Annotated in this window: 15 protein-coding genes; 8 read left to right on the forward strand and 7 right to left on the reverse strand. The window is 66.6% G+C overall.

What is annotated here, in order from left to right; translation table 11 throughout:
* Window positions 1-16: 16 nt before the first annotated feature.
* A complete protein-coding gene (locus F4X41_06865; GenBank protein ID MYB16740.1) occupies window positions 17-823 on the forward strand; it encodes a YceI family protein in 807 nt (268 codons plus the stop codon).
* 10 nt (window positions 824-833) lie between these two features.
* On the opposite strand, the gene F4X41_06870 is transcribed toward F4X41_06865, so the two are convergent.
* Complete coding sequence (locus F4X41_06870) at window positions 834-3,434, reverse strand: hypothetical protein (GenBank protein MYB16741.1); 2,601 nt, start codon at window positions 3,432-3,434, stop codon at window positions 834-836.
* 358 nt (window positions 3,435-3,792) lie between these two features.
* Here F4X41_06870 and F4X41_06875 point away from each other — a divergent pair, with 358 nt between their 5' ends.
* Complete coding sequence (locus tag F4X41_06875) at window positions 3,793-4,989, forward strand: MFS transporter (GenBank protein ID MYB16742.1); 1,197 nt, start codon at window positions 3,793-3,795, stop codon at window positions 4,987-4,989.
* Window positions 4,990-5,028: 39 nt separating this feature from the next.
* A complete protein-coding gene (locus F4X41_06880) occupies window positions 5,029-6,243 on the forward strand; it encodes an MFS transporter (GenBank protein ID MYB16743.1) in 1,215 nt (404 codons plus the stop codon).
* Window positions 6,244-6,263: 20 nt separating this feature from the next.
* Here the strand turns inward: F4X41_06880 and F4X41_06885 are convergent, their stop codons facing one another.
* Window positions 6,264-7,130, reverse strand: a complete 867-nt coding sequence (locus F4X41_06885; GenBank protein ID MYB16744.1) for a haloalkane dehalogenase — start codon at window positions 7,128-7,130, stop codon at window positions 6,264-6,266.
* A 272-nt stretch (window positions 7,131-7,402) separates the two neighbouring features.
* Here F4X41_06885 and F4X41_06890 point away from each other — a divergent pair, with 272 nt between their 5' ends.
* Window positions 7,403-8,434 (forward strand): NAD(P)-dependent alcohol dehydrogenase, encoded by a 1,032-nt coding sequence (locus F4X41_06890; protein ID MYB16745.1) that lies wholly within the window; start codon window positions 7,403-7,405, stop codon window positions 8,432-8,434.
* A 46-nt stretch (window positions 8,435-8,480) separates the two neighbouring features.
* Here F4X41_06890 and F4X41_06895 read toward each other — a convergent pair whose 3' ends face one another.
* Together F4X41_06895 and F4X41_06900 are read right to left on the reverse strand one after the other, a co-directional pair.
* Window positions 8,481-9,341, reverse strand: coding sequence for a VOC family protein (locus tag F4X41_06895; GenBank protein MYB16746.1), 861 nt, complete (start codon window positions 9,339-9,341; stop codon window positions 8,481-8,483).
* A gap of 24 nt (window positions 9,342-9,365) precedes the next feature.
* Window positions 9,366-11,345, reverse strand: coding sequence for a hypothetical protein (locus F4X41_06900; GenBank protein ID MYB16747.1), 1,980 nt, complete (start codon window positions 11,343-11,345; stop codon window positions 9,366-9,368).
* Between the two features lie 143 nt (window positions 11,346-11,488).
* On the opposite strand from F4X41_06900, the gene F4X41_06905 reads away from it, so the two are divergent.
* Complete coding sequence (locus F4X41_06905; GenBank protein MYB16748.1) at window positions 11,489-13,123, forward strand: arylsulfatase; 1,635 nt, start codon at window positions 11,489-11,491, stop codon at window positions 13,121-13,123.
* Window positions 13,124-13,134: 11 nt separating this feature from the next.
* Here F4X41_06905 and F4X41_06910 read toward each other — a convergent pair whose 3' ends face one another.
* The 3 genes from F4X41_06910 to F4X41_06920 all read right to left on the reverse strand — a co-directional run bounded on the left by F4X41_06910 (window position 13,135) and on the right by F4X41_06920 (window position 15,923).
* On the reverse strand, window positions 13,135-13,473 hold the full coding sequence (locus tag F4X41_06910) for an STAS domain-containing protein (GenBank protein MYB16749.1): 339 nt from the start codon (window positions 13,471-13,473) through the stop codon (window positions 13,135-13,137).
* Window positions 13,474-13,564: 91 nt separating this feature from the next.
* Window positions 13,565-14,758 (reverse strand): mandelate racemase/muconate lactonizing enzyme family protein, encoded by a 1,194-nt coding sequence (locus F4X41_06915; protein ID MYB16750.1) that lies wholly within the window; start codon window positions 14,756-14,758, stop codon window positions 13,565-13,567.
* A 214-nt stretch (window positions 14,759-14,972) separates the two neighbouring features.
* Complete coding sequence (locus F4X41_06920; protein ID MYB16751.1) at window positions 14,973-15,923, reverse strand: diacylglycerol kinase family lipid kinase; 951 nt, start codon at window positions 15,921-15,923, stop codon at window positions 14,973-14,975.
* A 269-nt stretch (window positions 15,924-16,192) separates the two neighbouring features.
* On the opposite strand from F4X41_06920, the gene F4X41_06925 reads away from it, so the two are divergent.
* The 3 genes from F4X41_06925 (at window position 16,193) to F4X41_06935 (ending at window position 20,122) form a co-directional block, all read left to right on the forward strand.
* A complete protein-coding gene (locus F4X41_06925; GenBank protein ID MYB16752.1) occupies window positions 16,193-16,633 on the forward strand; it encodes a DUF5069 domain-containing protein in 441 nt (146 codons plus the stop codon).
* Between the two features lie 177 nt (window positions 16,634-16,810).
* A complete protein-coding gene (locus F4X41_06930) occupies window positions 16,811-18,409 on the forward strand; it encodes an arylsulfatase (protein ID MYB16753.1) in 1,599 nt (532 codons plus the stop codon).
* 21 nt (window positions 18,410-18,430) lie between these two features.
* Window positions 18,431-20,122 (forward strand): arylsulfatase, encoded by a 1,692-nt coding sequence (locus F4X41_06935; GenBank protein MYB16754.1) that lies wholly within the window; start codon window positions 18,431-18,433, stop codon window positions 20,120-20,122.
* Window positions 20,123-20,191: the final 69 nt, after the last annotated feature.

The following is a 20,191-nucleotide window of genomic DNA, read 5'->3' on the forward strand; positions in this document are numbered from 1 at the left end:
CCGATGGCGGCCGATCTTGGTCGCATTCATAGTCCTTGACATCGCCTTGGTGGCCGGGTTTGCGATCTGGTGGATGCAGGGTTCGCCCGAAGCTTCGGGCCCGACGCCGGCTCCGACGCTGACCGTCCCGGCCGCCACGCCGGCTCCGGCCGCCCAACCGGCCGCCGCCCCCGCGGAAACTCCCGCGCCAGTTCAGTCGGTTCCCGAACCGCCCGCCCCGACCCCGGTCGAGCCGACCGCTGCGCCGACTCCGGCCCCGGCGCTTGAGCCCAGCGGTGATGCGGTGCTTTACCGCTTCGGCGACGGAGACGCCACGGCCAGCTTCGCCGTGGACGAAATCCTCAACAACGCCCCGTTCACCGCCCTGGGTATCACCGACGAGGCGGCCGGTGACATCGTCATCGACTGGGCCGACCCTGCCGCTTCACAGCTCGGCACGATCTTGATTAACGCCCGCACCCTGGAAACCGACAACCCCTTCCGCGACCGCGCCATCCGCAATTCGATCCTGGAATCAAGCCAGGACCTTTACGAGTTCATCTCGTTTGCTCCGACCGAACTGCGCGGGTTGCCGGACTCGGTGGCGGTAGGCGACAAGGTCGATTTCGAGGTGGTGGGCGATCTGACCATCCGTGAAATCACCGTCTCGACAGTCTGGGCCGTGAGTGTCACCCTTGCCTCCGAGGATCAGATAAACGGCGAGGCCAGCACCGAGGTGTTACGGTCCGATTTCGATCTGCAGATCCCCAGCGTGCCGCGCGTGGCCGGGGTGGATGACGACGTGCAGCTGACTCTGGTTTTCAGCGCCCAGCGGGTCGGCTGAGGCTTACCCCTCAGGCCACTCGCAGCGTCACCGACGCGCCGGCCGAAATCGACAGGGGAGCGGACAGTTCGGCCGCTCCGGCCCCGTCCAATTCGAAGCCCTCGAGATCCAGTCGGCCTTCCGAGCAGCCGAGTTCGACCTCCCAGCCCTCGCCGTTAGCGCTGATCCGGCAGCGCCCGAAGGCAGACCCGTTGGACCAAAAGGCGAACTGCTCGCGTGCCGCAAATCGCATCTGCCGGCTGACCCCGCAGTACTGGTAACCGGAAAGGGCCAGAACGGCTCCCCAGGAAGCCATCGCGCGGGCGTAGTGGTGGCCGCATTCGGCCTCGTCGAAGGGGTTCCGGCGCCGGCCGTCGTAGCGGGCCCGGACCGCCTCGATCACCTCCAACCCGCTGGCCAACTGGCCCTCCAGGATCATGCCCACGGCGGCGGTGTACTCGAATCCGGTCATGACTTCGTTGGCGTAAGGGAACGGCCGTTTGGGGCGCCCGCCGCGCGGCCAGGTCGCCATCAGCAGGGCCTGTTCGTCGTTGAGGACGTAGGTCCGGGCGTGATTGAAATGGTGGAAGAAGGAGCGGCGGAAGTTGTGGCGCATGATCGCCGCGTGGGTGGCGGCCACGTTCTCGGGCGACAGCAGGTAGCCGAGGCCGTTTAGGTGAGCGAAGAACTGCCCGACCAACTGGTCGACCAGGCAGCCCGGGCCCAGTTGCAGGTCCGGGTCGGAAACGTCGCGCGCGCCCATCGACTCGATGCGTAGACCGGGCGCGATTTCGGCCGGATTGCCGATCGGGACTATCTGGTGCTCGTAGTACTCGCCGTTGAATAGGTTGGCGTCGGACCAGGCGCTGCCGGCCTCGAACAGGCGGCGGCATTTTTCGGCGAAGTCGCGCTCGCCCAGGTGGCGGGCCATTTCCTCGGCTGCGCGCAGCGCACCGAGATACCAGCCCTGCATCTGCGGGTTGGGGCCGAAGTACTCCACGTCCATGGTGTTGTGCTGGCAGCCTTCCATCACCCCGTCGCGGTCGCCGTCCCAGCCGCCCTCGACCCAGCAGTACTCCAGCGCCCGCTTGCAGTGTGGCCAGAGTTCGGCCAGAAAGTCGTCGTCTCCGCTGAGGCGCCACTCGCGGTAAAGCTTCATGACGCAACCCAGCTGGCCGTCGGCGGCGGCCGATACGAACTCGGTGGCCCGCCCCTCCAGCGGCAGCATCACCCGGAAGGACATCTTGCCCTCGGCGTCGGTCGCGTGGGCGAACTCGACCTCGCGCATGCTGCGGGCCAGGTCCCCGAACAGGTAGGCCAGCGCCTGCTCGTAGTTCCAGACGTGGGTGCAGGAGCCCGGGCAGCAGCCGACCGCGTCGTTGCAGCCCTCCCATCCGTAGAAACGCCCGTCGGCGGTGCGGAAACAGGTTTGTGACTTGAGCGTCGAGAGGTTGAAGAGGGCCGCCTCCTTGACCGCGCCCGGCAGGTCCGTGCCCAGAAAGGCGCCCACGAACTCCAGGCTGCGCCGCTCCAGTTCATCCAGTTGCCCGACCGCGGCCGCGGCCGCCTCCCAGGCATCGTCGAAACGGGTGGCATAGTGGTTGCCGATCCAGTCCGGATTGCCGGTCCCCTCACAGCAGCCATCGTCATCGGCGCAGCAGTCGCTCGGCTGCCCGCAGCCGCAGTCGCCGTCGGCGCAGCAGTCGGCACCCATGCGATGCATGTCCCAGGTGAGTCGGTTGGGAAAGTGCCAGCTGAGCAGGAACGTGACCGAGGCCTCTTCGCCCGGTGCGACCTTGAGCGGCACCGCCAGCGATCCGACCGCCAGCGACTCCTCGGCGGGGCGGTCGGCAATCTTGCCGTCGGCTGCGAACTCGTCCCAGAAGTCCAGCAGGTAGTTGCCCCAGCCGGGGTTGGGCCAGGCGGTCCGGTAGCTGCACTCCGGAGCGGTTGTAACCAGGGCCATGGTGCCCCACTGCTCGGAGCCGGGCGCAACGCCCTCCGAATCCATGTAGATGCCCTGGAAGCCGTCCCCCTGCCGGAAGCGGTTGCGGTTTGCATCGGGCTGCCCGCGATTGCCGTCGGTGCCGATGAAGTTATCGAGCGAACCGCAGATCGAGGCTTCCAGCTCCGACTCGGACTCGTTGGCCACCACGAAGCGCAGGGCCGCGAACGGCATTCCGCTGGCGTCGGCATCGCCCGGGATCAGGGGGTTGAACGCCTCGATCCGCACCGAGGCCGGCACCGCCGGATCCGAAAGGCAGACCTGGCCGAACGGGTAGGCGGCGTGAAACGAGCACTCGCGCCAGTGCGGCAGCCCGTGATTGGGAACCTCGCTGCCCCTAAAACCCTCGTAATCGGCCTGATCGATCGTCCCTTCCAGCGACAGCGCCTGCGGCTCCCCGTCGCCGGCTTTGAGCCAGATTGCAAAAAACGTCGCGCTGCCCAGCCGCTGACGGGGTGAAAACCCCTTGGCCGGCCGGTTCACGATCTCCCAGTCGCGCAGTTGGCCGCGCCCGCCGAGCGAAACGCACCCCGTGCCGATACCGCCCAGGGGCATCCCGATCGCCCGCAATCGGTCCTGCGGGTAACTGGTGAGAACGGGCCACTTGGAACTGGTCGAAATCGGCATCTTCGGGGCCTCTGGGCAATGGAGTTTCTGGGAATTTGACCACCCCTATTCTTGACCCCCAGAACCCCTTACCAAGCCCTACAATCGGCGAGTCCGGCAGATGCGCGAATTGCGGCGCCGTAACCGGGTTTCCAAGACCAGTAAATGCGATGAACTGCAATGGCTAGCTGGCGCTCCCCCGAGCTAGTGACCCGACTGCGAACCAGTCCATTGCCGAGGGTCGATCCGCACCCCCGACCGCGCACCGCCCGCTGCGCGCCCGACCGCCGGGCGGCAACCTAGCCCAGCCGAACCAGTCCCTCTCCAAACCGTCCATGACGGCCCCGACCGTTGCGGCCCCGCCGCGGCAGGCTGAGCGATGATCGCGCTAGATGCACTGCGCCAGCCCGGCTTCGCGCTGGTGTGGATTTCCACCAGCATCAATTTCTCGGCCTATTTCCTGCGCAGCACGATCCAGGGCTGGCTGGTCCTGCAGTTGACCAATTCATCCACCTGGGTGGGACTGGTGAACGGCCTGCCGGTGATCGTTACCGCGCCGATGTCCTTCTTCGCCGGGGCGATTACCGACCGCAGCGACGCGCGCCTGCTGATCATCTGGACCCGCGCCGCTTCGACGTTCACCTGTTTCTTGACCGCGTTCCTGATAACTTCGCAGGTTATCGATGTCTACCAGCTGCTGGTCCTGGCGACCGCCCTCAATGCGGCCTTCTATCTGGCCTTTCCGGCCAACCAGACCTACATCGTGGCCCTGGTCGGCCCGGAGCGGTTGTTGGCCGCTAACTCGCTGGTAACCGGGTTCGGGTTCGGCTTCAACTTCATCGGGCCGTCCCTGGCCGGATACGCCGCCGCCCAACTGGGGATCGATTCGGTCTACTACGGGCTCGGTCTGGCCTATCTGGCCGCCACCCTCACCCTGCTGCGCACGCCCTCGGTCCCGGTCGAGGGATCTACCGCGGGCGAAAACATGCTCCGGAACGTGCTGGCCGGCATCGCCTACGTCCGGACCCAGCCCGGCCTGGCCTGGGTCTTCTACGTCGCCATGCTGGGGATTTCCGGTTCGCCGTTCCTGGCGATCCTGCCGGCGATGGCTCGCGACGAGCTCGGACTGGGGGCCGCCGGATTCGGACTGATCGCCGGCAGCCAGGGCATCGGCAGCCTCATATGCACGTCTGTCTTCCTGGCCGTCGGAGAGGTTCGCCGCAAGGGGTTGGCCATGCTCGCCGGGGCGGTGGTCTGGGCCCTCGGGATGATCATCATCGGCTTGTCGCAGGAGCTCTGGCAGGCGATCGCGGCCGGTATCCTGATGGGTTTTTCGCCGCCGCTCTGGATGAACTCGGCCCAGACGGTGATCATGACCGCGGTGCCGCCGCCGATGCGCGCCCGCATGGCGGCGCTGTTTGCGCTTTCGTTCCAGATGGTCCCGCTCGGCTACTTGCTCGGCGGGGTACTGGCCGACGCGTTCGGGCCCGCCCTTACCCTGCAGCTGCTCGGTGTCGCCGGCGTGCTCGCGCACGCGCCGCCGCTGTTCTCACGCCAGTTCCGCGAGATCGGTTGACCCGGTCCGGCCGACCATCCCAATACCGCTCCCCGCCCCATGAGACCCCATCGCCCGACGACGGCGCTCGACACCCTGCATCAACCGGGGTTCCTGCTGTTGTGGCTGTCGACCGGCATCTACCATTCCGGCCATTTCCTGCGCGGGACCATCCAGAGCTGGCTGGTCCTGCAGTTGACCAATTCATCCACCTGGGTGGGACTGGTGAACGGCCTGCCGGTGGTTGTGACCGGTCCGTTGTCCTTCTTCGCCGGGGCGATTACCGACCGCAGCGACCCTCGGCAGATGCTGCTCTGGACCCGTGGCGCGACCGGTTTCCTGTGCTTCTTGACCGGGTTCCTGATCTCGGCCCAGATCATCGACGCCGTACAGCTGCTGGCCCTGGCCACGACCCTGAACGCGGCCTACTATCTTGCGTTCCCGGCCAACCAGGTCTATATCGTGGGCCTGGTCGGACCCGAGCGATTGCTGACCGCCAACGCGTTGGTCAACGGGTTCGGGTTCGGCATCAATTTCGTCGCCCCGGCTTTGGCCGGGTACGCCGCCGCCCGGCTCGGCATCGACTCCGTCTATTACGCGCTCGGCCTGGCCTACCTGGTGGCGACGGTGCTGATACTGCGCACCCCGCCGACACCGGTCGAGGGAACGCCAACGACCGGCAACCTGATCCGCAAGGTGCTGATCGGGATCGGTTTCGTCAGGACCCAACCCGGTCTGGCCTGGGTCTTTTACCTGGCCCTGCTGTCAATTTTGGGGGCGCCGTTTTCGATCATCCTGCCGGCGATGACCCGCGACGAACTGGGCGCCGGGGCGGCCGGATTCGGGCTGGTCGTGGCGAGCCAGGGGGTTGGCAGCCTGGCCGGCACGGTCGCCCTGCTGGCTTACGGCCAATTGCCGCGCAAGGGTCTGGCGATGCTGGCCGGCGGGGTCCTGTGGGCGACCGGGATGATCATCATCGGCTTGTCGCAGGAGCTCTGGCAGGCGATCGCGGCGGGAATCCTGATGGGTTTTTCGCCGCCGCTCTGGATGAATTCGGTCCAGACCGTAATCATCACGGCCGTCCCGGCGCCGATGCGGGCGCGCATGGCGGCGCTTTTCGCGCTCTCGTTCCAGATGGTCCCGGCCGGCTACCTGCTCGGCGGGTTCTTGGCCGACGCCCTCGGGCCCGCCGCAAGCCTGCAGCTGCTCGGCCTTGCCAGCCTGCTTGCCCACGTGCCGCCGCTGTTCTCGCGCCAGTTCCGCGAGATCGGCTGACCGCCGCAAAGGGCTCCGTCTCAGCGCATCGATTTAAGAAAGTCGGCGATCGCCTCGCCGATTTGGAACGGCGAATCCTCCTGGATGTAGTGGATTCCCAGCACGGTCCTTTCTTTTTGGTTCGGCCAGGATCGGCAGAAGTTGCGCTGTCGTCCGGTCAGGATCGAGCCCGGATAGGCGTTGATGAAAAGCTTCGGCAATTCGCTGGCCGACAACCACCGACCGACCCGATCAATCATTTCGATAACGTCCGCGGGCTCCCCGCCGATCGGGCACTCCCGGGTGAACGTGAGCGTGGGTCGCCGCGACTCGCCCGGCTCCAGGTACGGCCGCCGGTAGGCATCCATCACCGCTTCCGGCAGCTGGCCGACCATGCGGGTGCCTATCGTCTCGATGAAGAAGTTGTCCTTCAGAACCAGGTCTTCGCCCATCGGGGATCGGAATTGCTTGAACAGGTCCCGCCTGATTTCAGGCCAATCGTCCCACTCCAGCGGCTGGACCAGAGTTTCCATGTAGGCAATGCCCTTGATCCGGTCCCGGTTGCGATGGGCCCAGTCGAACCCGATCGGCCCGCCCCAGTCGTGCAGCACCAGCGTGATTCGATCGCCGAGCTCCAACGCCTCGAACCAAGCATCCAGGTACCTGGTCTGGTCGGCAATGCGATACATGGACCCGGGCAGCTTCCCCGAGTCCCCGCATCCCATAAGGTCCGGCGCCAGGCAACGCCCGAACGGCTCGGCGAACGGAATGATGTTCCGCCACACATAGGAGTAAGTGCCGTTGCCGTGGAGGAATACGATTGCGTCACCGCTTCCGGCGTCGATGTAGGAAATCTCGCTGTCGAGGACCTTGACGCGTCTGCGGTCGTAAGGGTCTGCTTCCGGAATCTTGCGGTTGGGCACCTGGCTCCGCCCCCTCTCGGTTCCCCGGGGTTTGGAACAATCCCGGACCAACGTCCAACTAATCTAGTCGGCGGCGCGGCGTGATTGCTCCCGCGCGACATGGTGCGCCCGACGCGCGCCGCAGAGTCACGACCTCAGGAAGGGATAGCTCCAAGATTCGTGCAGGTTCGGCCAGACTTGACAGACCAAGCCCGGCGCGCCCGCCGCGGCGGCTCCATGCAGCCGACCCCCGCCCGGCCCCAGCGAAAGGGAGTGCGATGAAGGCCCTAGTACTTAACGGCCCGCTCGACCTGGAGCTGTCGGAACTGCCCGCTCCCGGCGCACCGGGTCCGGGCCAGGTTCGGGTCAAAGTGAAGGCGGTGGGAGTTTGCGGCAGCGACGTTCACTACTACGAGCACGGCCGGATCGGCGACTTTGTCGTCGAGGAACCGATGGTCCTGGGACACGAGGCGGCGGGCGTGGTCGAAGCGGTCGGCGACGGCGTGCGGTCGCTCTCGCCGGGCGATGCCGTGGCCATGGAGCCGGGCGTCCCCTGCGGGGACTGCCGCGAATGCCGGATCGGGCGCTACAACCTCTGCAAGGACGTCCGGTTTTGGGCGACCCCGCCGATAGATGGCGTGCTGGCCGAGTTCGCCCTGCACCCGGCGGCGATGACCTACAAGCTGCCCGCCGGGATGACCCTCGACGAAGGCGCCCTCATGGAGCCGCTCGCGGTGGGGGTACACGCCTGCAACCGTGGCCGCGTCGGGCCCGGCTGCGTAGTCGCGGTTAACGGGGCCGGCCCTATCGGCTGCGTCACCCTCATGGCCGCCCTCGCTTACGGGGCCTCGCAGGTGGTGGTGGCCGACGTGGTTCCCGACCGCCTGGAACGCGCCCGCGAACTGGGCGCGGAGACCATTGTCGACGCCCGGTCCGAGTCGCTGGACGCGGCCGTAATGGCCGCCACCAACGGGAGGGGGGCCGACGTCGGAATCGAATGCTCCGGCCATCCAAGCGGCCCGCAGACCCTGGTCGACGCCGCCGCCCCTGGCGGCCGGGTGGTGCTGGTCGGGATGGGGCCACAGCCGACCGACCTGGACCTGGTGGCGGCGATGGTCAAGGAGGTCGACCTTGCCACGGTGTTCCGCTACGCCCACAACTACCCGACCGCGATCGATCTGACCGCCAGCGGGCGGATCCCGGTGGCCCGGCTGGTGACTGACCGCTTCCCGCTCGAAGATTCGGTAGCGGCGTTCGAATTCGCCAGCGCCGGGCGGCCCGGCACCTGTAAGGTCATGATCGACGTCTGAGCGTTCGCGGCGCGGACGGGGCGGCCCGGCCCGACCGACGATTCGGTCAGCCTTCCACCAACCGCAGCCTGGCCCCCGCCGCCAGCGAGCAGCCGATCTCAACGGAGCGGCCTTCGGGCGTCTCAACGACCGAACCGGAAAGACCCATCGTCGTCGTCGCGGCTTCGAAATCAACCGTCCTTAGCCCAAGTTCGAAAGGCCCTTCGCCGCGGGTGGCGAGAAACTCCGACAAGGCTCCCCGGCCGGTCGGCGATTCCAGGTCGAGGAAGCAGTTGCCGAGGGCAAGGCGGTAACGCAAAGCCCTTTCGCGCGGTTCCGGCGGCGCGAACCTGACTCCGAGAACCGCGTGCCAGGCCCGGGCGGCGGCGGCGGAATCGCGGACCGCCAGGGTGATATGGCTGATGCCGCTGACCCGGTTGGGGTGGACAAGCGGCTGCGGTGGCTGCGTGTAACGCTCGGTAATCGAGTGGTCGTGTTGGATCAGGAAGCACTCGCTCCCGGGTAGGACCCGGCCCAGGTCGGCGCTCCGCCAGGTGTATCCGGGGCTCTCGCCGGCGTCCCGCCGCCCCGGGACCGGATCGCCTACGTCGGTACCGCGCGCCCGGATGGCATCGCTGGCGGCGGTAATGTCGCCGGTTCCCAGCGCAAACATGTACAGCCCTTCGCCGGAGCTCAGGAATCGGTCCATGCTTGGCCGGAAAGGCTGCGCCCGCCGATCATGGACCGCAATAAGTTCCAGGTACTCGGGCCCGAACGCCATCAGCCGGTTGTGGGTGCCGCGCCCGGGATGCCGGCCTTCCGGGGTGACCTTGAACCCGAGCGCGGTGTACGCGGCGGCGGCGGCGGACAGGTCGTGCACCGCGATCAGCACGTGATCCAGGTACAGGCCGGACTTCATTTCCGGCATCCCGGTCGCCGGTTCGGGCCGGGGCTAGGCGCTGGAGCTCTCGCCGATGGGGCCCCGGTGACGGGGCAGCCAGATGGCCATCTGGGCGTGGTGGTCGCGATTGTCCCAGGCAAAGTACGGCACCGCTTTCAGGTCCACCGCTTCCGCCGCCGGCGAATCGGAATCGGCTGGCGCGTAGAGGGGGCGCTCCCCATTGGGCGCCCGCAGGCCCGGAGTCCGCAACGTGACCGTCCCGCCCAGCAGGTCTGTTTCGGGGACGACGGAAACGTCCTCGGCGCAAATCCCGGCCGGGACGCGCAGGCGCCGAAAGTCCTCGCCGGGATGGTCCGGCTCTTCGATCGCGTACACCAGCGGGCCGCGTTTTAAGGCCACGCTGTCGCGCGCCTCAGCGACTGCCCGATCGGCGCTGATCAACTCGGCCGGCATCGGCAATTCCAGCGTGATCTTCTCGCCGGCCGCCCAGCGCCGGCGAATCTCCAGATAGCTGCCCGGGGTTCCCGACCGCTCCTGGCCGCCGCACACGACCCGGGCCCGGCGGGCCCAGCCGGGAATTCGCAGATGGATCGAATACTCGCCTTCGGGGCACTGCTCAACTTCCAGTTCGATCCGCCCGTACCAGGGGTATTCGGTCTCCTGGCGAAGCCTCAGGCGACCCTCCGCGGTATTCAAGTCGAGGCGGTTCCGGCCGTATAGGTGGACCCAAAGCCGGCCCGGGGAGTGCGAGTAGAAATAGGCTGGCAGCTGGGCGATGCTGCGGGTCAGGTTGGGCGGACAGCAGGCCACCCGGTACATGTGCCGGTAGCGCGGGCGATCGACCCAGAACCACTCCTGGCGGGTCGGTCCCGAGAGCCAGCTGTGGTAGTACTCGTAGTCGTGGTTGGAGGGGGAGAGCTTGGGCCGCCAGGGATCGAAGTAGCCGCGCCCGCTTGACTGCAGCGGGTTGTCGTAGAAGAAGCGGTCGCCGGCCAAGTTGACCCCGCAGAGGATCGAGTTGTGCCAGCAGAGCTCCATCAGGTCGGCAAAGCGCGCCTCGCCGCTGACCTGCAGAGCCCGCAGGCTCCACATCGCCGACCCAATCGCCGCGCAGGTTTCGGCGTAGGCATGCTCGTGCGGGAGTTCGTAATCGTGCCCCATGGCCTCGCCCACGCGGCGGCCGCCCAGAGCCCCGGTCACGTACATCTTGCGGCCGACCATGTCGTGCCAGAGGCGCTCGGAGGCATCCCAGTACTCGGCCCGGCCGGTCTCGGCGTAGGCGTCGACGATTCCGCAGGCCAGGAACGTGATGTGCACCGAGTGGCCGGCAATCTCCTCCATCTCCAGGGTCCCGACATGCTCTATGAAGTGGCAGGCCAGTTCCAGGTACCGTTGCCTGCCGGTCACCCGGTACAGCTCGACCAGGGCCATCTCGACCACCGGGTGCGACGGCTGCATCTGGCTGCCGGCGGACAGGAACACATCGCACATGTGATCGGCCACCCGGCGGGCAATCGCCAGGTAGCGCTCGCTGCCGGTGTTGCGGTAGTGGGCGATCGCACCCTGGATCAGGTGCCCGGAGGCGTAGAGCTCGTTAAGGCCGCCGTTGCGCCAGCGCCGGTCGGCCAGATTGCGCGGAGCCAGGTTCACATGCAGGTAACCGTCGAAGTCCTGCACCGGCTCGATCAGGTCGAGGGCCTGGCGAATCCAGTCGGCGGTGCTTTCGTTGTGGGGGTGCGAGAGCGAACAGGCGGCCGCCTCCATCCAGCGGTGCAGGTTGGCCTCGCGGGCCCGGTTCGATCCCGAGGGTTCGCCGGCGGGCCTGAATCCGGGGTCGGCGGCCCGGCGGAATTTATCGAACAAGTCCTCGCGCACGTGCTCGAACACGTGCGGGATGGTCACTTCCCAGTTGGTCTTGAAGACCCGGCCCCAGAATCCATCCTCGAGCGTTACCGCTCCTATCGGGACCGGTGTCATCCGGGCCTTCGGCGAGGCCGCATAGTCGATCAGGTACTGCCCGTTGCCGGCCATCGCTTGCTCCTGACTGCAGGTATCGCCCGGTTGCGGCTCCGGCCCGATTATGCGGGCGGTGGCGTCGCGCAGCCACGGCACAATTTGGCTACCGCCGCGACCGGTATCACACCGCCACCTCCTCCGGAAGTTCACTCCTCCCCATGCCCGCCGACCGCCCCAACATCATCCTGATCCTGGCCGACGACATGGGTTATTCGGACATAGGCTGTTTCGGGTCCGAGATCCATACGCCGACCCTCGACGCCCTCGGCCGCGGCGGGTCTCGCTTTTCGCAGTTCTACAACTACGCCCGTTGCTGCCCGACCCGGGCCGCGCTAATCACCGGCCGCCACCCGCACCAGTCGGGGGTCGGTCACATGACCGCCGATTTCGGCGTCGCGCCCTATCAGGGCTATCTGAACCAGGACTGCGTGACGATCGCCGAGGCCCTCAAGACCGCCGGCTACAACACATTTATGGCCGGCAAATGGCATGTCGGCGGCGACTACGGCGAGGGGACCGACGAAGCCGGCGACCCGACCCACCCGACTCCCTACACCCGCGGCTTCGATCAGCACTACGGGATCCTCACCGGCGGTGGCAGCTATTTCGATCCGATAACCCTGGTTCGCAACGACTGCGCGGTGGCGGTCAGCGCCGGCGAGGACTACTACCTGACGGATGCGATCACCAACGCCGCCCTGGAAATGCTCGAAGGCCACGGCGGACCCGACGACCCGTTCTTCCTGTACATGGCCTACACGGCCCCGCACTGGCCGCTGCACGCCCGTCCCGAGGACATCGCCAACTGCCAGGGGCGCTATCAGGTCGGCTGGGACGAACTGCGCAAGCGTCGCCACGAGGAGCTCAAGGGCCAGGGGATCCTGGACGAAAAGTGGGACATTGCACCCCGTAACGAACTCTCCACCGCCTGGGAGAACAGTCCCCGCCAGGAGTGGGAAGCTTCGCGCATGGCCACCTATGCGGCCCAGATCGAGGCGATGGACCGCAACATCGGAAGGCTGGTATCCCGCCTGGAGCAGACCGGGCAGCGCGACAACACCCTGATCGTGTTCCTCTCCGACAACGGCGGCTGCGCCGAATTCCTGCGCGAGGACGGACACATCGGTATCTGCCCGACCCAGACCCGCGACGGGCGTCCGGTCACCTACGGCAACCATTACGACGCCGAGCCCGGTCCCGAAAACTTCTTCATGAGTTACGACCTGCCCTGGGCCAACGCCTCCAATACGCCGTTCCGGCTGTTCAAGCACTACGTGCACGAGGGCGGGATCTCCACCCCCTTCGTGGCCAACTGGCCGGCGGAGATTCCGGCCGGCGGGATCGTCCATTCGCCGGCCTGCATCCTCGACCTGATGCCGACATTCGTCGAAGCCGCCGGCGCCGACTATTCGGCCGCCGCCGCCGGCCGCGACATCCCCATGGAGGGCGAGAGCCTGATCAAACCGCTCGCCGGCCAGGCCTGGAGCCGCCAGGATCCGATATTCATCGAGCACGAGGCCAACTGCTGCGTGCGCGACGGCGAGTGGAAGCTGGTGCGCCGGCACCCCGGACCCTGGGAGCTGTACAACCTCGAGCAAGACCGTACCGAGCTGACCAACCTGGCCGAAAGCGAGCCCGCGCGGGTGCTCAAGATGAGTGCCCAATTCGACGAATTCGCCCGGCGCGTGGGCTCGGTCAACGGGGCCGAATTCGACCGGATGGTGGTCGAATCGGGCTGGGCGGCCGGCGACGACGCGGTGTCGGCTTCCCGTCCCGGCGGCTACGCCCAGTAGGGCGCGGCGGCCTAGTTAAATCCCGAGATCGCCTGTTCGGGGGAGTCGGCGACCGCAATCACCTGATCGAACCCTGAAATCGCCAGGATTTCGCGAATCCGGTGCGGGACCGCCGCGACCGCGAACCGCCCGCCATCGTCGTTGATTCGCTGGGCCACAACCAGGAGCACCCGCAGCCCGGCGCTGGCGATGTAGTCCAGGCGGCTGCAGTCCAGGACCATGCTGGTTGAGCCTTTTTCGATCTCGGCCACCACTTCGCGCTCCAACTCCGGAGCGTTGCCCGCCTCGACCCTGCCGACCACCGAGAGCACCAGGGTCCCCTGTTGCTGTGAGGCGGAGAGTTCGTGCATCAGCCGGTCCTAGCGCGGCGCGGCGAACGAATCGTGCGGCCGCGGAATTGTCATTGCTTCCAAGTTTTCAATATAGGACAGCGGTCCAACCCTAACGGGCCTTGCGCTTGAGGATGTCGTCCCAAGTGCCCACCTTGCTGCCCCGCCACGGATTGGCGGCGATGGCGGCCTCGTCCAAATCGGTACCCCAACCGGGGGCGTCGGAGACGACCAGGTAGCCGTCCTCGATCTTCGGCTGCTCGGTCACGTAGAGCTCGCGCAACGGACAGGCGTCCACGTCGGTTTCCATGATCTTCAGATGAGGCAGGGTGGCGCAGAGGTGGCCGGACATGAACGTGGCCAGGTGGGAGTAATAGTTGTGCGGGGCAACGTCCAACTCCTGCACCTTCGCCTGGGCGGCGATCGCCAGCGATTCGGCCATGCCCGCCCAGGGGAGGTCGAACATCGCCACGTCCATCGCCCGAATGTCCAGGAAGCGCTTGTAGTCGCGGTAGGTGTTCACGCTCTCGGCCGAGCAGATCGTCAACGAAGTCGAGTCGGTGATCTGGCGGATCGAGTCCGGCTCGAACGAGTCGACCTCCAGCCAGAGCATGTGCAGGTCCTCAAGTCCCTCGGCGATGCGGATCGCCTCCTGGGTGGTGAACCAGAAATTGATGTCCAGGGCGGTGTCGAAATAGTCGCCGGCGCCCCGCTTGAAGGCCTCGAGCTGGGTGCGGGCGCGTTCGATCGTGGGTTTGATTGACTCGCGTACTTCGGTGATCTGGGTCCAGGGAGGGTCTCCGGGAACAAGGATGTTGGTCTTCAGCGCCGTGTAACCGCGGTCGACCACCTCGCGTCCCAGGGCCTCAATGTCGTCGTAGGTCCTGAGCGGGGGAGTGCCCAAGAAATCGGCCCAGCGGGCCCGGTAAGTCCCGCAGTGCGACCAGTAGAGCCGCACCCGGTCGCGCACCTTGCCGCCGATCAGGTCGTAAGCCGGGACCTGGTAGGCCTTGCCCTTGACGTCGATAAGGGCCAGTTCGATCCCGGCGATAGCGCGCTGGCTGATTCCGCCAGGCGACTGCTCGGTGAGTTTTTGCATTTCCAGCATGCGGGCGGGGATGTCGAGAGCGTTCTTGCCCTCCAGAGCCTGTCCTAGGTCGCGCACCGCCCCTGTCAGCGCGTACGGCATCCGCCAGTCGGTGCATTCGCCGTAGCCGGTGATCCCGGCATTGGTGGCAACCTTCACGTAGGCATACGGCGCCCAGCCGCCATCGGCCAGCAGGGGGGTTACTTCGGTGATCTGCATCGTTTGTGCCTACGCGCTTGGGGATTTCGGCCAGTACGGCCACGAGTTCCGAACCCGGTACTTCAGCCCGCCCGGGTCCTGCCAGCCGCCGCCCCGCGACAACTTTTAGGGACTGCCCACTAGAGCCTCGCGGCTCAGATTCATATCGGTCGGCCCGCCTAGATCATCGCGTAATCGACCGCTCCGATTCGGGCCAATTCTTTGCGGCCACTCGCTACGGCACGATTACCGACAACGCCCCCGGTACCGCCCTAACGCGGACCTGGCCGGATCGGGTCTGCAGGACTTCGCCGTCAACCTCATAGCGCAACGGGCCGTCGTGCCGTACGGTGAAGGTTCGCTGCCGGCGGTGGCAGACTTCCCGGGCGCCAAGGTGTCGGCCCTTGACGGCCAGGCCGAAAAGACGGGCTCGACCCAGCGGGGAAGCATCGGCGATCGCGCAGGCGTCCAGCAGTCCGTCCTCCATGTCGGCATCTGGGGCGATCGGCAGGCCGCCGCCAAAAACGCGGCCGTTCGATATCGTCAGCAACAGCCTCCGCCCATCAACGTTCCAGTCTGTCCCGTCTGAGGCCCGCAGGTGGAGACCGCGATACAAGAAAAGCTGCTGCAGGGCGGCGGCCCGGTACAGCGACCCGCCTTTCAGGAAGCGCAGGCGGAGGGCGGCGTCGATTACGGCCACGTCGAAGCCGAACCCCACGTGGTTGAGGAAATGACGGGGCGCCGTCCGCCATGGTTCCGCGCCCGCCGCCTCCGGCCGTGGGCAGCGGCGCCATTCGGCGTCCACCCGGCCCACGTCGATCCGGCGGGTCCGGCCGGCGGCCAGCGCCGCCACCGCGCGTTCCGGATCGTCGTAACTGATTCCGAGGCTTCTGGCGAAGTCATTCCCGGTCCCGGCCGCCAACAATCCGAGGTCGACGTCGGAACGCCCGCTCGACGCCACGCGATCGGCAACCTGGCTCCACGTGCCGTCGCCGCCCACCGCGACCACCAGCCGGGCGCCACCGGCCAGGGCCGCCCCCGCGAGCGCGGCCTCTTCGCCGGGAGCCGTCGTCGACGCCCACCGGTACGTCCCCAGGTGACGGTCGAGCAGTTCCCTGTAGATCGGAAGGCGGCGGGCGCCTGCGCCGCGCCCCGCGGCCGGGTTGAAGATTACGAAGCGATCCATCGGGTCGTCAGGGTCGGCGAGATTTCTGATGGTTCCGGTTCTCCGGGCTCTTTGCAAATCAAGCCGCTGCCGGCTTTCGGCGCATGGTTTTCCCTTCGCCAAACTCCGGCCGCGCACGCAATATCAATCCTGATAGAAATTGCGGCCGCCGACCCGAATCCGGACGGTGATTCCCACCAGCCCCGGCCGGGCCCTGCCATGAATCCACGTTCGCCCCGCACCGGTCGCCATACTAGGGGCTGGGAAGCGGCCTTTGAAAGGAGCGAATCATGGCAAAGATGATTCCGCTGATCGGATCGGGCGAAGTCGGCCCGTTGGGAGCATTGCATCTGCCGCGGCTTTGGCTGAAAGTGACCCTGGCAACCGCCGGGATGCTCGACGACGAGTACGACGAATGCGGAATGGGTTTCGACCAAATGGTGCTGGACGGCCTCGGCGTCGATCGCGACGCGGCCCTGGCCTACCTGCGCGGTGAGAAGCCCTCGTATCCGGAATTCGAGCAGTGGGTGATCGACCAGAACGGCGGCAGCATCGACCAATCGGTAATCGACGCCTCAAACGCGGCGATCGCGGGTTACAACCACGCCGCCGAGACCGTATCGGCGATCTCGGATGCGGCGGGCGCCAACGCTGACGGGGCGATCACCGACGCGGTGACGCTGAACCAGCTCGACGACTGGACCGGTCTGCACAACTCACTGGCCGGCTAGGCCCCGAACCGCCCCGCCATAGCGGCAGGGCGACCCGAAAAGCATCCCCGCCGGGACTCCTTCCGGCGGGGATTTGATAATGCCGGCACCGGCGCACGGGCCGGCAGTTCCTTGACAGTGAAGGGCGGAGCGAGCTTGCCAACACCCGGAGAAAACGCACGACCCAACATCGTGCTGATGATGGCGGACGACATGGGCTATTCGGATCTGGGCTGCTTCGGTTCGGAGATTTCCACGCCCAACATCGACGCCCTGGCCCGTCGCGGGGCGCGCTTTACGCAGTTCTACAACTGCGCCCGCTGCTGCCCCACCCGGGCCTCGCTGCTGACCGGTCTTTATCCGCACGAGGCCGGCGTCGGTCACATGACTACCGACCTGCGCATCGCCGGCTACCGCGGCTATCTCTCGCGCAACGCGGTAACGATCGCCGAGGCGCTGCGGCCGGCCGGGTACCGCACCCTGATGTCCGGCAAATGGCACGTCGGCGGCGATTACCTCATGTCCAACCCCGACATCCCTTCGGTCGGATCCGAGAGCTGGCCGCAGCCGACCGACCGCGGATTCGAGCGCTTCTTCGGTACCCTGACCGGGGCCGGCAGTTACTTTAGCCCGCACACCCTGACCGAGGACGGCGAGCCGCTCGAAGCGCCCGAGGGCTTCTACTACACCGATGCGATCGCCGACCGGGCGGTTGACTACATCGGCGAGTACGGTTCCGGCGAGGATCCCTTCTTCCTCTACGTTGCTTTCACCGCCCCGCACTGGCCGCTGCACGCCCTGGAAGAAGACATCGAGCGCTACCGCGGCCGCTACCGCGAGGGTTGGGAAAAGATTCGCCAGGCCCGTCACGAAGAGCAGAAAGGGATGGGCATCCTGGACGAAAGCTGGCCGATCAGCAAGCGCGATCCGGGCCAGCGGGACTGGGACGCTGTGGTCAACCAGGACTGGGAGGACGCCCGCATGGCGGTCTATGCGGCCCAGATCGACCGGATGGACCAGGGCGTCGGACGGATCGTGGCCAAGCTCGAGCAGATGGAGATTGCCGAAAACACCCTGGTGATGTTCCTCTCCGACAACGGCGCCTGCGCCGAGTTCCTCAAGGAGGACGGATTCTTCGAGTTCTCGCCCACCCGCACCCGGGACGGGAGCCCGATGAAACTGGGCAACGCCGAGTCGGTGCTGCCGGGACCTGAAAACACCTACATGAGCTACGACATCTCCTGGGCCAACGCCTCCAACTCTCCGTTCCGGCGCTTCAAGCACTGGACCCACGAAGGCGGAATCTCAACCCCGTTCATCGCCTGCTGGCCGGAGATGATCCGTCCCGGACTGCGTGTCGACTCGCCCTGCCACCTCATCGACGTGATGCCGACCTGCCTGGCCGCCGCCGGGGCCGCCTATCCCGGCACCTACAACGATTACGACGTCCGTCCGTTGCGCGGGCAGAGCCTGTTGGAGCCGTTCCAGGATGCCCGTTGGAGCCGCGACGGGCCGATCTACTGGGAACACGAGGGCAACCAGGCGGTGCGCCTGGGGCAGTGGAAGCTGGTCCGCCGCTACCCCGGCGACTGGGAGCTTTACGACCTCTCGCTGGACCGCACAGAGCAGGAGGACCTGACCGCCAGCAATCGGGCCCGGCTTGCCGAGCTGGTCGGTCTCTACGACGGGTGGGCGCCCGGCGCGCTGGTCGTTCCCTGGGAGCAGATCATCGCCCGCGACGACATGGCCTATCAGCGTCAGCGCCTCCAGAACACCGCTTCCACCCAGGGGGATTAGAAGGGTCGCCGACCCGAACCAATGACCGAAACCCGGCCCGGCAACGGCCCGCGAACCGCGGGCGCGGGAGCCCGTCCCAACGTGATCCTGATCATGGCCGACGACATGGGCTTCTCCGACATCGGCTGCTTCGGCTCCGAAATAGCCACTCCCAACCTGGACTCGCTGGCGGGGGGCGGGATGCGGTTATCGCAGTTCTACAACTACGCCCGCTGCTGCCCGACGCGGGCCTCGCTGCTCACCGGTCTTTACCCGCACGAGGCCGGGATCGGGCACATGATCATCAACCTGGGCACGGCGCCCTACCAGGGCTACCTGAATCGGAATTGCCTCACCCTAGCCGAGGCCCTCAAGCCGGCTGGGTATTCGGCTTACATGGCCGGCAAGTGGCACGTCGGCGGCGACTATCCGTTCCGGACCTGGCGCCAGGAGATGCGGATGGGCGAACCCGATCATCCCACCCCGCGCCAGCGTGGATTCGACCGCTACTTCGGAATCCTGACCGGCGGGGCCAGCTTCTTCGACCCGCACACCCTGCTGCGTGACGACGAGCTCTGCGAGATCGACTACCCGAATTTCTACCTGACCGACGCGATAGCCGACGAGTCGGCCAAATACGTGCGCGAGCACGTCGCCGATGACCCGTATCTGCTCTACGTTGCGTTTACCGCCCCGCACTTTCCGTTGCACGCCCCCGCAGAGGACGTGGAGCGCTACCGGGGCCGCTACCGGATCGGCTGGGACGAGCTGCGAAGGCGGCGTCACGAGGAACTCAACGGGATGGGAATCCTGTCCGAGACCTGGGAAATCTCGCCGCGCGATCCCGAGGCCCCGGCCTGGGAAGACGTGCCCGACCAGGACTGGGAGGATTCGCGCATGGCCGTCTACGCTGCTATGGTCGACCGCATGGACCAGGGAATCGGCAAGATCCTGGACGCGGTGCGCGCTTCCGGTCAGTGGGACAACACCCTGATCATCTTTCTGTCCGATAACGGCGGCAGCGCCGAATTCCTTTCCGAGGACGGGGTGGCAGACCAACACCCGCGGCGAACCCGCGACGGTCGCCCAATTGAAATCGGCAATGAAATAGGTCGTATCCCCGGCCCGGAGACCACCTGCCTGAGCTACGACCTGCCCTGGTCGAACGCGTCCTGCACGCCTTTCCGCTTCTACAAGCACTACGTCCACGAGGGCGGGATTTCAACTCCGTTCATTGCCCATTGGCCGGCGGTGATCGAGCCCGGTTCGATCGACCATCAACCGGCCTGGGTCGGGGACTTTATGCCAACTTTCCTTGAAGCAGCCGGCGCCAGCTATCCGCGGGAGCGCGGCGGGGAAGAGATCAAACCGCTGCGCGGAGAGAGCTTCCTGCCGGCCCTGTCCGGGAATTCGATCGGTCGACAGCGCCCGATCTTCTTCGAGCATGAATCCAATCGTGCGGTGCGCGACGGCAACTGGAAACTGGTGAGCCGCCACCCCGGCAATTGGGAGCTGTTCGACATGGATGCCGATCGCACCGAGTTGCAGGATCTTGCCGCCGCCAACCCCCGACAAGTCGACGTGATGGCCGCCGCCCACGCCGAATGGTCACGCGAATTGGGAGTACGCGAATGGGAAGAGCTCATATCAATGCCCCAGGCAGGGCGCTTGCGCAGCTGGCAGGAAGACGATAAGGAGCGACTTCGCCGCGCTGCCGAGTCGCGGCCCGACTGATTCCATCCGCCGCGCCCGGGCCCTCTCGCATCTCCCCGGATCCCAGCCACCATCGATCCGGGCTCGACG

The sequence above is a fragment of the Chloroflexota bacterium genome (assembly GCA_009840625.1).
Taxonomy (GTDB): Bacteria; Chloroflexota; UBA11872; order UBA11872; family VXNJ01; genus VXNJ01.